Annotated in this window: 12 protein-coding genes; 6 read left to right on the forward strand and 6 right to left on the reverse strand. The window is 72.1% G+C overall.

What is annotated here, in order from left to right:
* Positions 1 to 147: 147 nt before the first annotated feature.
* Positions 148 to 1,761, forward strand: coding sequence for a succinic semialdehyde dehydrogenase (locus tag ACZ4V1_RS05875; RefSeq protein WP_468329864.1), 1,614 nt, complete (start codon positions 148 to 150; stop codon positions 1,759 to 1,761).
* Positions 1,762 to 1,798: 37 nt separating this feature from the next.
* Positions 1,799 to 3,634, forward strand: a complete 1,836-nt coding sequence (locus tag ACZ4V1_RS05880) for a GMC oxidoreductase (protein WP_468329867.1) — start codon at positions 1,799 to 1,801, stop codon at positions 3,632 to 3,634.
* A gap of 106 nt (positions 3,635 to 3,740) precedes the next feature.
* Here the strand turns inward: ACZ4V1_RS05880 and ACZ4V1_RS05885 are convergent, their stop codons facing one another.
* The gene (locus ACZ4V1_RS05885; protein WP_468329869.1) at positions 3,741 to 4,400 is read right to left on the reverse strand and encodes an LAETG motif-containing sortase-dependent surface protein; all 660 of its coding nucleotides are present in this window, start codon (positions 4,398 to 4,400) and stop codon (positions 3,741 to 3,743) included.
* On the opposite strand from ACZ4V1_RS05885, the gene ACZ4V1_RS05890 reads away from it, so the two are divergent.
* Positions 4,387 to 4,677: a hypothetical protein gene (locus ACZ4V1_RS05890; protein ID WP_468329872.1), complete on the forward strand. Its 291-nt coding sequence runs from the start codon at positions 4,387 to 4,389 to the stop codon at positions 4,675 to 4,677. The two genes, ACZ4V1_RS05885 and ACZ4V1_RS05890, sit on opposite strands and share 14 nt — an antisense overlap.
* 788 nt (positions 4,678 to 5,465) lie before the next feature.
* Here ACZ4V1_RS05890 and ACZ4V1_RS05895 read toward each other — a convergent pair.
* Positions 5,466 to 5,753, reverse strand: a complete 288-nt coding sequence (locus ACZ4V1_RS05895) for a chorismate mutase (protein ID WP_468329875.1) — start codon at positions 5,751 to 5,753, stop codon at positions 5,466 to 5,468.
* Between the two features lie 343 nt (positions 5,754 to 6,096).
* Between ACZ4V1_RS05895 and guaA the strand changes: the two genes are divergently transcribed.
* Positions 6,097 to 7,677 (forward strand): glutamine-hydrolyzing GMP synthase, encoded by a 1,581-nt coding sequence (gene guaA, locus ACZ4V1_RS05900; RefSeq protein WP_468329878.1) that lies wholly within the window; start codon positions 6,097 to 6,099, stop codon positions 7,675 to 7,677.
* Between the two features lie 4 nt (positions 7,678 to 7,681).
* On the opposite strand, the gene ACZ4V1_RS05905 is transcribed toward guaA, so the two are convergent.
* Positions 7,682 to 8,221 carry a pyridoxamine 5'-phosphate oxidase family protein gene (locus ACZ4V1_RS05905; protein WP_468329881.1) on the reverse strand — a complete coding sequence of 180 codons (540 nt, stop codon included), beginning with the start codon at positions 8,219 to 8,221 and terminating at the stop codon, positions 7,682 to 7,684.
* A 109-nt stretch (positions 8,222 to 8,330) separates the two neighbouring features.
* Entirely contained in the window at positions 8,331 to 9,278 is a 948-nt protein-coding gene (locus ACZ4V1_RS05910; protein WP_468329884.1) for a DUF4429 domain-containing protein, read from the reverse strand.
* A gap of 228 nt (positions 9,279 to 9,506) precedes the next feature.
* On the opposite strand from ACZ4V1_RS05910, the gene ACZ4V1_RS05915 reads away from it, so the two are divergent.
* Together ACZ4V1_RS05915 and ACZ4V1_RS05920 are read left to right on the forward strand one after the other, a co-directional pair.
* Complete coding sequence (locus ACZ4V1_RS05915) at positions 9,507 to 10,802, forward strand: hypothetical protein (protein WP_468329887.1); 1,296 nt, start codon at positions 9,507 to 9,509, stop codon at positions 10,800 to 10,802.
* Positions 10,803 to 11,055: 253 nt separating this feature from the next.
* Positions 11,056 to 11,574, forward strand: coding sequence for a DoxX family membrane protein (locus ACZ4V1_RS05920; RefSeq protein WP_468329890.1), 519 nt, complete (start codon positions 11,056 to 11,058; stop codon positions 11,572 to 11,574).
* A gap of 60 nt (positions 11,575 to 11,634) precedes the next feature.
* On the opposite strand, the gene ACZ4V1_RS05925 is transcribed toward ACZ4V1_RS05920, so the two are convergent.
* Both ACZ4V1_RS05925 and ACZ4V1_RS05930 read right to left on the reverse strand, forming a co-directional pair.
* Positions 11,635 to 11,877 carry a hypothetical protein gene (locus ACZ4V1_RS05925; protein ID WP_468329892.1) on the reverse strand — a complete coding sequence of 81 codons (243 nt, stop codon included), beginning with the start codon at positions 11,875 to 11,877 and terminating at the stop codon, positions 11,635 to 11,637.
* Positions 11,864 to 13,300 (reverse strand): PspC domain-containing protein, encoded by a 1,437-nt coding sequence (locus ACZ4V1_RS05930; RefSeq protein WP_468329895.1) that lies wholly within the window; start codon positions 13,298 to 13,300, stop codon positions 11,864 to 11,866. The genes ACZ4V1_RS05925 and ACZ4V1_RS05930 overlap by 14 nt, the downstream gene beginning before the upstream one ends.
* Positions 13,301 to 13,415: the final 115 nt, after the last annotated feature.

Raw genomic sequence — 13,415 nt, forward strand, 5'->3', positions numbered from 1 at the left:
GAAAACAAGTGATCGGGTCCAACCCTTCCACATAACGCCCTGATCAGCGTGTTTGTTGCCAGCGATCACTGGCGTTGTGTGAGCACTCGGTGAATCCCGATTACCGACGGGTACACAAAGCCCTCGCGGCGTCATACCCTGCGGCTCATGACGGATGCGCAGGCCCCGGAAATCACCGGCACGAACCCTCTCGCCCCCGCCCCCGCGGGCGCCCGCACCGCTGCCGACGTGGTCATACCCGAGTTGGTCGCCCAGCTCACCAAGGGCGTGGCCGGCTCCGGCCGCACCGCCAACCACACGCCGTTCACCGGCGAGAAGCTGGCCGACCTGCCCGAGTCGACGCCCGAGGACGTGGCCGGCGCCTTCGAGCGGGCCCGCGCCGCCCAGGCCGTGTGGGCCCGCGTTCCGGTACGGCAGCGTGCCGCCGTCCTGCTGCGCTTCCACGACCTGGTCCTGGAGCGCCAGGCCGAGGTGCTCGACCTCATCCAGCTGGAGACCGGCAAGGCCCGCCTGCACGCCCACGAGGAGGTCCAGGCCGTCGCCGTCGCCGCCCGGCACTACGGCCGCAAGGCCCCGGCGTACCTGCGCCCCAAGCGGCACACCGGCGCCGTACCGACCCTGACGAAGGTCACCGAACTGCGCCACCCGCGCGGCGTCGTCGGCCAGATCGTTCCGTGGAACTACCCCTTCGAACTGTCCGTCGGCGACGCCCTGCCCGCCCTGGTCGCGGGCAACGCGGTCGTGATGAAGCCCGACACCGAGTCCTGTCTCACCGCGCTGTGGGCCCGTGACCTGCTGATCGAGGCCGGGCTGCCCGCCGACGTCCTCCAGGCCGTCATCGGCGTCGGCCCGGTCATCGGTCCCGAGGTCGTCAAGCACGGTGACTACGTCTCCTTCACCGGTTCCACGCGCACCGGCCGAGAGGTCGCCACGGTCGCCGCGGACCGCCTGGTCGGCGTCTCGCTGGAGCTCGGCGGCAAGAACGCCATGCTGGTCCTGGAGGACGCCGACATCGAGAAGGCGGCGGCAGGCGCCGTCCGCGCCTGCTTCTCCTCCGCCGGCCAGCTGTGCGTGTCCATCGAGCGGATCTACGTCCACGAGTCGGTCGCCGACGTCTTCCTCGACCGCTTCGCCGCCCGCACCCGCGCGATGCGGCTGGGCAGCGCCCTGGCCTACGGAGCGGACATGGGCTCCCTGGTCAGCGGGCACCAACTGGAGACCGTGAAGCGGCACGTCGAGGACGCCGTCGACAAGGGCGCGCGCGTCGTCGCCGGCGGAGTGGCCCGTCCCGACATCGGGCCGTACTTCTACGAGCCGACCGTCCTCGAGGGCGTCACGGACGCCATGACCCTGTGCTGCGAGGAGACCTTCGGCCCCGTCGTGTCCGTCTACCGCTTCAAGACGCTGGACGAGGTTGTCGACCGCGCCAACGCCACGCCGTACGGGCTGAACTCCTCGGTGTGGACCACGAACGCCCGCCTGGGCCGCGAGACCGCCGCCCGTCTGCGCACCGGCACGGTCAACATCAACGAGGGCTACGCCTCCGCGTACGGCAGCGTCCAGTCGCCCATGGGCGGCATGAAGGACTCCGGCCTCGGCCGCCGGCACGGCTCCGAGGGCATCCTCAAATACACCGAGGCCCAGACGGTCGCCCACCAGCGGCTGCTGCCCATGGCACCGTCGCTGGGCATGGACGACGAGAAGTACGCGGCGTTCATGAGCCGGAGCCTGCGCCTGATGAAGGCGTTCCGTTTCCGCTGAGCCCCCAACCAACGCCCGTTCTCAACGAGGAGAGCACGTGTCGCAGGAGAAGTCTGTCCAGACCCGGGACGAGAACGGGTACGACTACGACGTCGTCGTCGTGGGGTCGGGGTTCGGCGGTTCGGTCTCCGCGCTCCGCCTCACCGAGAAGGGCTACCGCGTCGGCGTCCTGGAAGCCGGCCGCCGCTTCACCGGCGAGTCGCTGCCGAAGAACTCCTGGGACCTGAAGAACTACCTCTGGGCCCCCAGGCTCGGCATGTTCGGCCTCCAGCGCATCCACCTGCTCGGGAATGTCATGGTCCTGGCCGGCGCCGGCGTCGGCGGCGGATCCCTGAACTACGCCAACACCCTCTACGTGCCGCCGAAGCCCTTCTTCGACGACCCCCAGTGGCGTGACATCACCGACTGGCACGAGGAACTGACGCCGTACTACGACCAGGCCAAGCGCATGCTCGGCGTCCGGCTCAACCCGACCATGACCCCCTCCGACGTGCACCTGAAGGCCGCCGCCGAGCGGATGGGGGTCGGCGACACCTTCCACATGGCGCCGGTCGGCGTCTTCTTCGGCGACGGCGAGGACGCCGACGGCGCCGCGAAGGCGAAGCCGGGCGAGCGGGTGTCCGACCCCTACTTCGGTGGCGCGGGCCCCGACCGCAAGGCCTGCAACGAGTGCGGCGAGTGCATGACCGGCTGCCGGCACGGTGCGAAGAACACCCTCAACGAGAACTACCTGTACCTCGCCGAGAAGGCGGGCGCGGTCGTGCACCCCATGACGACGGTCGCCTCGGTGACCGAGGACTCGCGCGGCGGTTTCGCCATCGCCACCCTCCCCACCGACCGTCGGAAGAAGGGCACGGGCCGCACCTTCACGGCCCGACGGGTCGTCATGGCCGCCGGCACCTACGGCACCCAGACCCTGCTGCACCGCATGAAGTCGGGCGGCCGGCTCCCGCACATATCCGACAGGCTCGGCGAGCTCACCCGCACCAACTCCGAGGCGCTGGTCGGCGCCCAGACCGACGACCGGCGCTACCGCAAGGCCACCGGCGAGCCCCGGGCCGACTTCACGCGCGGCGTCGCCATCACGTCCTCGATCCACCCGGACGCCAACACCCACATCGAGCCGGTCCGTTACGGCAAGGGCTCCAACTCGATGGGCGGCCTGTCCATCCTCCAGGTCCCGTACGCCGGGCACACCGCCTCGGGCGCGTCCCGCGTCCTGGGCTTCCTGGGCCACGCGGCCAAGCATCCGATGCTGGTCCTGCGTTCACTGTCCAACCGACGCTGGTCGGAGCGGACCATCATCGGCCTGGTGATGCAGTCGGTGGACAACTCCCTGACCACGCACCTGAAACCGACGGGCGTCGGCAAGGGCCTGCTCACCGCCCGCCAGGGCCACGGCTCGCCCAACCCCAAGCAGATCAAGGCGGCCACGGAGGGCGCCTCCGCGCTCGCCGCCGAGATCAACGGCTTCGCCGGCTCCAACGTCGGCGAGCTGATGGGCACCCCGCTCACCGCCCACTTCCTCGGCGGCTGCCCGATCGGCGCCTCCCGCGAGACCGGTGTCATCGACCCGTACCACCGGCTCTACGGCCACCCGGGCATCTCGGTCGTCGACGGCGCCGCGGTCTCCGCCAACCTGGGCGTCAACCCGTCCCTGACCATCACGGCGCAGGCGGAGCGGGCGATGTCGTACTGGCCGAACAAGGGCGAGAGCGACCCGCGCCCGGCGCAGGGCACGGCCTACGAGCGGCTGACCCCCGTCGAGCCCAAGTCCCCGGCGGTTCCGGCGGAGGCCTTCGGCGCGCTGCGGCTGCCGTTCCTTGGAATGCCGACGGTGCCGCCGAAGAAGCAGGCGTCGCGGGAGAAGTAGGAGCCGCGGCAGGCAAAGGCGAGAGGGACCTGCGCCCCCCTCCGAGCGCAGGTCCCTCTCACCCAGCCTGTGTCACGCGTTACGCGTTACGCCGGTCCGTGCCGTGTCACGCCTCCGCGCCGGCCTTCCGCCGCCGCACCACGAACACCGCACCGCCACCGACGACGACGGCGAGCCCGCCGACGAGGCCGATCACCGGCAGCGCGGAACTGGAACCGGTCTCGGCGAGGCTGCCGGTCACCTCGGGCGTGTTGGCGGCCGGCTTCTCGACGGCGACGGGTGCCTTGCCGCCCTCGGTCGGCTTGGTGCCCTCGGTGTCGGTGCCGGCGGCCACGATCTGGAACTTGTAGGCGACGTCACCGAAGCCGGTGCACTCGCCGTCCGCGTCGCCGTAGATGGTCGCGCCGAGCGTGAAGCCGGCGCCGACCGGGGCGTCGGACCTCACGTTGATGCGCATCGGGATGTCGACCTCGTAGTCGGGTGCCAGCTCGTCGGTGTAACCGATGTAGCCGACCGCGTAACCGAACTCGTTGAGGTCCTCCCAGATCTTGTCCTCCGGGTTCCACGCCTGGAGGCTGACCTTCTTGCTCTCGAACAGCTCCTCGCCGTTCCGGTCGGCGGAGGCGCCGGCCAGGTACTCCAGGTTCTGGAGCGTGGAGTCGGAGTTGTTGGCCACACTCAGCGAGAACTTGTGCCAGCCGCTGCCCGCCGCGATCTGGCCGGGCAGGCCGGTGATGTTGACGTCGACCTTGGTGTCCTCGCACACGGAGGGCTCGGGGAGCGGGGGCCCCGTCTCCTCGGGGGCGGAGGTGCTCGGCGACGGGTCCGCGGGGGCGGACGTGGTCGACTCCGAGGTGCCGGGAGAGGGGGTGCCCTCGCTCTCCGTCGCGCTCGGGGAGGTGCTCGTCGAGGCGCTCGGCGCGGTCCCGTCCGTCGACTCGCTCTGGGACGGCGACGCCTCGGCGGACGGGCTCGTGGCCGGTGCGCTCGTCGAGCTGCTGGACGAGGTGGACGGGGACGGCGACGTTTCGCCGGTCGCGTAGGCGGCCGGGGCCGCGAGCAGCGCCACCGGGGCTATCACAGCCGTGGCGGCCGCTGCTGCCATGGCACGACGAAGCTTCATGAAGACCTCGGGTAGTCCGGCGTACCGCGCGTGCGGTACGGGAGAGTCAGGGAGGCCTCCGCGTGTGGGGCGCGGCTGTGGCCCTTGGTTCGTTCCGTACGCCTGTTTGATCTGTGAAGGCTGTGAATGGTTGCCCCGGAACTCACAGAACTTTTATGTGGCGTGCGTCACTCCGGACCGGTGAGGAGAAGGGGGGCATGGCGAAGGGCCCCGCGGGCGGTGCGCCGCGGGGCCCTTCCTCGGCCGGCCCCGGCGTCAGGGCGGCGCCGGTGCCTCGGAAGCGGCGCCGGGGGGTCGCGCCGCTTGCTCCGAATGGCAGTGGGATCGAGCGGACCGTGCGGTGGAGTGGACCGTGCGGTCGAGCGGACCGTGCGGTGGAGCGGACCGTGCGGTCCGAATGTGCTGTGCAGTCGAGTGGGCCGGGGGACCGGGCCGCCCGTCGGCCGGCCCCGGGCGTCCCCGGAGCCGGCCGTTCTCGTGGGTGACCGGGCTGCTGTCCCCTGCCGTCCGGTCACTTTCCTGGGGCGAGGTCCCACGACGTACGGCACGATCCGCACGTCTCATCGCCCCAGCGAGCCACGCGTGGTTCTTTCGGGCCCGCCCCTGGCTGACACGGACACCGGGACCAACGAAGCCGCCCGCCTACCGGTCACGCGCCGTACGGGTGAGAAGAATCCCGAACTCGGATGCGACGCTCGGACGCGAGCCTCAGACCCGCCCCCGGCACAGCTCCAGCATCGTCATCGCCAACGCCGTCCCCGGCCTGCCCAGCGCCTGCCGGTAGTGGTCGAGGACCTCCATCTCGCGGGAGAGGTTCACGCGCCGGCCGCCGGAGGTGATCCGCGCCTCCTGGATGACGGCGGAGACGGCCATCCGTTCCTGGATCAGCCCGATGATCCGGTCGTCCAGTGTGTCGATGCGCTCCCGCGCGCCGGTGATCACGTCGGCGGCCTCGGTGGTGCGGGCGCCGGTCTTGTCTGCCGCGGTGACGGTCATGTCGGGGTCTCCTCGTCGAAGGGGTGGTGCCCCCGGCCGACGGGATCCGCGAACGCCAGGCGCCCCGGACCTTGTCGGCCCGGGGCGCCTGGGGAGTCGCTTGTCAGATGCTCAAGCAGCACGACCATGGCAGCCGGTGGGCCGGTTGCCATAGGTAAACAGGAAGGTCGGGTGCGTGAGCATGGGGCCAGTATGCCCCGGGGACGGATGGTGTCCAAGCCGGTTCGCATGGTGAGACGTGGGGCGGGGTGACGGAGGGGCACCGTGGGCGGGACGGGCCGCCTGCCCACCTCGGTAGAATCGGGAGCACAAGACCCCCCGCCCGACCGCCGGAAGGCACCCCGTGTCATCAGCGACTCCCGCTGCCGCCGCCCCCGACACCGTCCTGGTCGTCGACTTCGGCGCGCAGTACGCCCAGCTCATCGCCCGTCGTGTCCGCGAGGCGCGGGTCTACAGCGAGATCGTGCCGAGCTCCATGCCGGTCGCGGAGATGCTCGCCAAGAACCCGGCGGCCATCATCCTCTCCGGCGGCCCCTCGTCGGTGTACGAGCCGGGTGCCCCCACCCTCGACCGTGCCCTGTTCGAGGCGGGCGTCCCCGTCTTCGGCATGTGCTACGGCTTCCAGCTGATGGCGCAGACCCTCGGCGGCACCGTCGACAACTCCGGCGCCCGTGAGTACGGCCGCACCGACCTGTCGGTCTCCAAGCCGTCCTCCACCCTCTTCGAGGGCACCCCGGCCGAGCAGGCCGTGTGGATGTCGCACGGCGACGCCTGCTCCGCCGCCCCCGAGGGCTTCACCGTCACCGGCTCCACGGCCGTCGTCCCGGTCGCCGCCTTCGAGAACGACGACAAGAAGCTCTACGGCGTCCAGTACCACCCCGAGGTGATGCACTCCACGCACGGGCAGCAGGTGCTGGAGCACTTCCTGTACCGGGGCGCGGGCCTGAAGCCCGACTGGACCACCGGCAACGTGATCGAGGAGCAGGTCGCGGCCATCCGCGAGCAGGTCGGCGACAAGCGCGCCATCTGCGGACTGTCCGGCGGCGTGGACTCCGCCGTCGCCGCCGCCCTCGTCCAGAAGGCCATCGGCTCCCAGCTCACCTGTGTCTACGTCGACCACGGCCTGATGCGCCAGGGCGAGACCGAGCAGGTCGAGAAGGACTTCGTCGCCGCGACCGGCGTACAGCTCAAGGTCGTGGACGCGAGCGCGCGGTTCCTGAAGGCGCTGGCCGGGGTCTCCGACCCCGAGGAGAAGCGGAAGATCATCGGCCGCGAGTTCATCCGGGTCTTCGAGCAGGCCCAGGCCGAGATCATCGCCGACGAGGGCCCCGCGGTGGAGTTCCTCGTCCAGGGCACCCTCTACCCGGACGTGGTCGAGTCCGGCGGCGGCACCGGCGCGGCGAACATCAAGTCCCACCACAACGTGGGCGGGCTCCCCGAGGACCTCGAGTTCCGGCTCGTCGAGCCGCTGCGCAAGCTGTTCAAGGACGAGGTCCGGATGGTCGGCCAGGAGCTCGGCCTGCCGGACGAGATCGTCCAGCGCCAGCCGTTCCCCGGCCCGGGTCTCGGCATCCGCATCGTCGGCGAGGTCACCAAGGAACGGCTCGACCTGCTCCGCGAGGCCGACGCCATCGCCCGCGAGGAGCTCACCGCGGCCGGCCTCGACCGCGACATCTGGCAGTGCCCCGTGGTGCTGCTCGCGGACGTCCGCTCCGTCGGCGTCCAGGGCGACGGCCGCACCTACGGCCACCCGATCGTGCTGCGGCCCGTCTCTTCCGAGGACGCGATGACGGCCGACTGGTCCCGGCTGCCGTACGACGTGCTGTCCAAGATCTCGACCCGCATCACCAACGAGGTCAAGGACGTCAACCGGGTCGTCCTCGACGTGACGTCGAAGCCGCCGGGGACGATCGAGTGGGAGTGATCCCCTAGGTGCGCCGCGTGGTGCGCAGGGGCTTGCCGGGCTGCCAGACCTGGACGACCAGATACGCGTCGTCCTCCACGTAGGTCCGCACGACCTCCGTCAGCTCGGTACGGAAGAGGTGGAACGGCTCCGGCGGTTCCACCTCTTTCGCGTATCCGGCCCGTGTCTCGGCGTCCTCGACCTCGATCGCCCGGCCGCCGATCCGCACGTCCCCGCCGCCCATGCCGGTGCCGTCGCCCGGGTTCGCCTGCAACGCGAACCGCGGGTCGCGGCGCAGGTCGAGCGCCTTCAGGGAACCCGGCATCATGCCGAGCCAGAGCTCGCCGCTCAGGAAACGCACCTCCAGGCCGGTGGTGCGGGGCGAGCCGTCCTTGCGCAGGGTGGCGAGGACGTGGTGGGTGTACGCGCCGAAGCGCGCCTCGACGGTGGCGGCCAGTCCGGGTTCGGCGGCGACGAAGGCGGCCCAGCTGCTGGTGCCGGTGGTGTCGGTGGTGCCGGTGGTGTCCGTGGCGGGGGTGCTCTCGGCGGCGGTGTTTGATGTCATACGTCGAGTCTGGACCCGAAATCCGACACCCTCTGTCTGGTATCCCCCCCGCGGGCAGGCCGCCCCACCGTGCGCTCACGGCTCCCTCCGCAGGCTGCCGGGCGCTTGTTCAGAAGCCCCGGAGCACCGCCGCCTTCGCCGTGGCGAGCTCCGCGTCCGTGAGGACGCCGCCGCGGTGCAGTTCCCCCAGCTCCCGCAACCGGCGCAGCAGGACGTCGTGATGGTCGGACGGCGGCGGAGCGGCACCGGGGAGCCGGGGCCCGGGTCGGCTTCCGGCACGGTCGGGGGCAGTGTCGTCCGCGTCGTCCGCGTCGTCCGCGTCGTCCGCGTCGTCCGCGTCGTCCGCACGGGCCGACGGATGCGGCAGCCGGGCCGTGACCGCGGTGGCGACCAGCGCGGTGAGCAGATCGCGGCGGGCGCTGCCCCACAGGTCGAGGGCGTACGGGTCCTTCTCCGGCCGCAGCCTGGAGCACACCGTCTCCCGGGTCACGAACCGCAGGAAGCCCTCCTCGGCCCCGGAGTTGGGCAGCCACTCGACGCGCACCAGGTCGCCGACGTCGATGATCCGCGGACCGGTGGCGCGTTTGACCCGGTCGGAGGTGTCGGCCCAGTCGATCCGCACCCGGGTGCCGTCGAAGGAGACCGTGCCGTCCGAGGAACGCGCCGAGACCGGCACTGGCGGCCCGGGCAGCAGGTAGGTCTTCACCGGCTCCTTGGGGACCCGGTCGAGGAGCAGCGCGCGGCGGACCTCCTCGGCGACGTACTCGGCGACCCCGCAGCGGTCGGTCTCCACCGTCAGCCGGTACGGGTCCGCCGCGTCGGGCAGCCGGCCGCCGGTCGCCTGGAGGAGCGGATCGGCGCCCTCGCGCAGCCGCAGACGCAGCCGCCCGCGTCTGCGGTCCGGCTCGAAGACGACGCCCGCGACAGCCTCCAGCGGTACCGAGACCTCTCCGTACGTCTGCCGGAACAGCGGCACCGAGCGGTGCAGGCCCGGCGTGATCCGGACCGTCGCGCCGTCGAACGCCCAGGTCCCGTCACGCTGGATGATCTCGGCCATACGGGAATTCTCGCAGCCGGGGTCAACACGGTGGTTCGCGTGTCACCCGCGCTGAGCAGAGCGGACCGGGGGTGCCGGGCGCGCGAGGGGTGGGGTACGGCACAATTCGCTGTCGTCCCAAGGGACTTACGGTTCCTCCACGGGCGGTGCGGCAGGTGCTGCCGCAGACGTTGGCGCGGATGTTGTCACTGGGTTGTTCGCAGGGGTTCGGGAAGGCAGGCGTCGGGCGTGGCGGTGCAGGAGGCGAGGCGCGGCAGCGGCTCGGACAAAGGCGCGTACGAGGTGGCGCACGGAGGCGGCTGCACCTGCGGAGACTGCCCGCACGGCGCCCGCGAGGGGCACCGCCGGGCGGTCGCAGCGTTCCTGCTGCGGCGGGACGAATTCGCGGCCGGGCAGGGGCTGCCGGCCGCGGTGGCCCACTCGGCCTCCGCCTCGCGGCAGTGGGTCTCGGAGGAGCTGACCCAGTCCGCGGAACTCGTCGCCGAACGCGGACGCGCCGAGGGCGGGGCATGGCTCGCGGGCCTCGGGCGCCGCACGGCGGCCGTCGTGTGGGCCGGGGTCGTACTGCTGCTGCTCGTGCAGTCGCTGACCGCGATCGGGTCCGGGTGGACGGCGGCACGCACCGCCGGGCTCGCGGCGGCACTGGTCGTGGCCGGCGCCTTGACGGCGGCGTCGTGGTTCCACCGGGCGCGGGGCGGGGCGCTGGCCCCGGTCATCGGCGAGGACAACCGCCTGTCCACGTCCCGGGCCGTGGCCGCGGCCTGGGTGCTGTTCATCGCCTACGCGGTGCTCGTCCTGGCCGGACAACTGGCCGTGGCCTCGGGCCCCGGGCGACGGGACGCGCTGATCGCCGGACTCGAACTCGCCCGCGGCGCAGGGGCGGTGACCGTGCTCGCGGTGGTGTGCGGGATCGCGGTCCTGGTGCGGCGGGTGGTCGGACTGCGGGTGCTGGGGCAGCGGCTGCAGAAGGTACGGGCGGACCGGCCGCGCGCGGCCGACCTGCTGACGGACGACGCGGGGCGCGGGACCTTCGCCGACATCCAGTACGTGGTGATCAGTACCGTCGCCCTGGTGTTCGCGGCCGTACGGCTGGCCCGGCGCCCGGAGCAGCTGCCCGACCTGCCGTGGGGGCTGGCGGTCGTGGTGCTGGTGTCGGCGGCGACCTACGTGGCCGGCAAGTACGCGGAGGGCGGGCGGCCCGTGATCCTCTCCGTGGTCCGGGCACGGGAGGCCGGTGACCTGGACGCCCCGATCCGCACCGGCGACGACATCGAGATCCGGGGAGCCGGCTTCGTACCGCCGGGCGCGCAGCGCGCCGACCGCCTGTCCCGGATGGTTGTCCGCATCGGCGCGGTCAACGTCCACGTGCCCCTGGTCCCGGTGACCGGCGGCTTCAGCAATCCCACGGACGACCTGCTGACGGTCCCGGTACCGGCGGACGTGGAACCGGGCCGGCTGGACGTCCAGGTGGTCACGAGCGCGGGAGTGGAAACCAACCGGTACGCGATCGAAGTGACGGACTGACGCCCCACCGTTCGGCTCCACCGCCGTTCGGCTCCACCACCGTTCGGCTCCACCGCCGCTCGGCTCCACCGACGAGCGGCGGCCTGCCGGGACCGGAGGCTGTCGAAACGGCAGGCCGTCGCAGCCGCAGTCTGTCGAAACCGACAGGAAGAAACCGGTCGCAGAGGGATTGAGAGACGCCCCCACGTCGTACGTATGGTCTGGTGGGGGTCTCGGCACGCGCGGGAGGCGGCTGGCAATGATGACTCACGGCATGCGGACGGATGCGTACGCCTCGCATCCGGGTGGCGGCGGAGACTGGCGGGACCACGCCACCCGGCACGCCCTCCTGCCCCTACGGATCTTTCTGGGCGTCACCTTCATCTACGCGGGCCTGGACAAACTGACGGACAGCGCCTTCATGAAGGACGCGGGCGCCGGCTCCGTCGGCGACATGATGCGTACCGTCCGCGACTCCTCCGCCATTCCCGCCCTGGTCGACCTGGCGCTGAAGAGCCCCGCCGGTTTCGGCTACGCCATCGCCCTGGGCGAGCTGGCGGTCGGCATCGGCACCCTGCTCGGTCTGCTGACCCGGCTGGCGGCGCTCGGCGGCGCGCTGATCTCGCTCAGCCTGTGGCTGACCGTCAGCTGGGCCTCCGACCCGTACTACTACGGCAACGACCTCGCCTACCTCATGGCCTGGACGCCGCTCGTCCTCGCGGGCGCCCCGCTGCTGTCACTGGACGCGGCTCTGCGCTCCCGGCGGCGACAGCGAACGGGTGGATACCGGTAACAGCCCGCGAGCCACGAACCGGCTGCCCCGGTTGCCTGCCGGCCCCCGCCGGGAGCCCGGTCAGCCGGGGAGATCTGCCCGGGGGGCGTCCTTGTTCGCGCGGAGCGACCCGCGGCGGCGGTGTACGGCCTGGGCCAGGACCCCGACCGCTCCCGCGAGACAGAGGCCGCCCACGACGACGGGGATCACCACGAACCACGGCGTGTCCCACAGACCGCCCGCGTCGCCGGCGTAGATGACGCCCGCCAGGGTCAGGAAGAGGCCGGCGACCAGCCGCCCGGGCTGGAACCTATGACGCAGCACGGGCCACCTCCGCCTGTCCGACGCCGACCTGGAGGTCGAGGTCGAGCGTGCCGGCGCTCTTGCCGCCCGTGGCGGGGGACAGGGTGACCTCCTTGTGTTTGCCCGGTGCCACGTCCACGTCCTTGCTGTCGTCGCCGGGCAGTTGGATGTCGCCCACGCCCACCTCGACGCTCAGCCGCACGGTCACGTCCTGCGGCACGACGACCCGTATGCGGCCCATGCCCACGTCGGCCCGGGTGGTCAGCGTCTGGCCGTCGGCCAGGACCAGCCGGGACAGATCGAGGGTGCCGCTGCCGGTACCGAGGTCGTACTGCTCCCGCACGCCGGCCACCGTCGTGGGCTTCCAGGTGGTCCGGACCCACTCGGTGCCGACGTCCTTGGGCAGGGCGGCCGACCCGGCGAGCAGGCCCGCCGTGATGATCGCCAGGAAGATCGAACCGGCCCCGGTGCGCCCCAGGAAGGCGCTGACCGCGATGCCGACGCCGAAGACGGCGAGCGCGCAGGCCAGGCCGGTCTGCAGACTGGTACCGAGCGGGTGTTCGTCCCAGGTCAGCCGGGTGCCGAGGAACGCCGCGAGCAGGGCGAGGAGGAACACCCAGCCGCCGATGCCACGAGGACCGCGCTGCTGCGGGGTCCGGGAACGCCGGTCGCTCGCGGCGGCGCGGTCACCGGCCCGGGCCCGGCGGCCGATGTCGACGGCCGCCGCGATGTCACGGTCCTCGGAGTCCGGCGGGCCCCACAGATAGCCCGTCCCGCCGACGTGGGTGCCGTCCTTGACTATGGGGTCGCGCCACCAGGAGGGCCAAGTGATCATGACCGGGGGTGCCTGGGCCTCCGGTGGAGCGTCGGCGACGGCCTGAGCGGAGCGGGGATCGGGGTCGGGAGCCTTCCGGTGCCGGGACCAGTACCCCGCGCCCGCGAGGACCAGGGAGAGGACGACGGCGAAGGTCAGCACCCCGCCGTTGTTCAGCATGGTCAGGAAGACCCCGCAGCCGACCAGGGCGAACAGCACGGCCGCCAGCGCCTGGCCGTCGACCCGGCCGGTCAGCAGCTTGCGCACCTCGTTCTCTTCCTCGTCGTCGTAGGGGACGAAGAGCCAGGCGAAGCCGTAGAAGATGAGGCCGATGCCGCCGGTCGCGGAGAGCACGGCGAGGGTGATCCGGAAGATCACCGGATCCATGTCGCACTGCCGCCCCAGGCCGGCGCACACTCCGGCGAGCGTCTTGTGCCGCCGGTCGCGCCGGAACCGGTGGGGCGGCCCGGGGGCATCGGTGCCCGCGTGGACGCCCGCGTCGGCTGCCGCGCCACCCGCGCCACCCGCGGCATCCGCGGCGGGCGCGGCGCCCTGCGGCCCGGCGCCCAGGGGAGGGCGCGGGCCGGGACCGGGTCCCGGACCCGTCGCGGCGTGCTCGTGATCTGTCATGCGTCCATGGTGACGGGCGCGGCGCCGCGACGGCAGTCGGTTCGACCCTGGTCGGACCCTGATATCGGCCCTGACGCGACGCCCGGGGAGCGTTCGAAACCCTCCGGCCCCGAAG

It is taken from the genome of Streptomyces sp. NPDC028991 (assembly GCF_055564775.1).

Bases quoted from the DNA above. Each gene is read 5' to 3' on its own strand.
- ACZ4V1_RS05930 (WP_468329895.1), bottom strand. From the start codon at position 13,300: ATGACAGATCACGAGCACGCCGCGACGGGTCCGGGACCCGGTCCCGGC.
- ACZ4V1_RS05875 (WP_468329864.1), top strand. From the start codon at position 148: ATGACGGATGCGCAGGCCCCGGAAATCACCGGCACGAACCCTCTCGCC.
- ACZ4V1_RS05910 (WP_468329884.1), bottom strand. From the start codon at position 9,278: ATGGCCGAGATCATCCAGCGTGACGGGACCTGGGCGTTCGACGGCGCG.
- ACZ4V1_RS05905 (WP_468329881.1), bottom strand. From the start codon at position 8,221: ATGACATCAAACACCGCCGCCGAGAGCACCCCCGCCACGGACACCACC.
- ACZ4V1_RS05895 (WP_468329875.1), bottom strand. From the start codon at position 5,753: ATGACCGTCACCGCGGCAGACAAGACCGGCGCCCGCACCACCGAGGCC.
- ACZ4V1_RS05920 (WP_468329890.1), top strand. From the start codon at position 11,056: ATGCGGACGGATGCGTACGCCTCGCATCCGGGTGGCGGCGGAGACTGG.